The 263-nt window shown below is 37.3% G+C and carries 1 protein-coding gene; it reads left to right on the top strand.

The genetic code is table 11. The annotated features are described in order from the left end of the window. Window positions 1-51 precede the first annotated feature (51 nt). On the top strand, window positions 52-263 hold a 212-nt coding region (locus G3I42_RS36855), incomplete at its 3' end, for a hypothetical protein (protein WP_203606391.1).

Genomic DNA, 263 nt, shown 5'->3' with positions numbered 1-263 from the left:
AAGAGAATAGGAAATTATACCAAAAACACCAACCCAAAGGATGAAGCATTGATGAAGAAAATGGAGGAGTATCGTCCACACGGTCCTCACTACAATTACTTTTATTTCCTAAAGTTTGCTCATCATCAACTTTATACCACTGGAGGTGGATACGAACCAGGGGGTATAGGATTGTCACACCCAGGTATTATCCAAGTTCTTGAAGACAATCAATGGCATATTTATCAAGATGATATTGAGAAAATCACAGGATATTCTTATGT

Origin of the sequence: Streptomyces sp. SID11385 (assembly GCF_010548245.1) — a bacterium.
In the GTDB taxonomy this organism is placed as follows: Bacteria; Actinomycetota; Actinomycetes; order Streptomycetales; family Streptomycetaceae; genus Streptomyces.
Note: the sequence above shows the minus strand (reverse complement) of the source record. Positions and strands in the feature narration are given on the sequence as shown.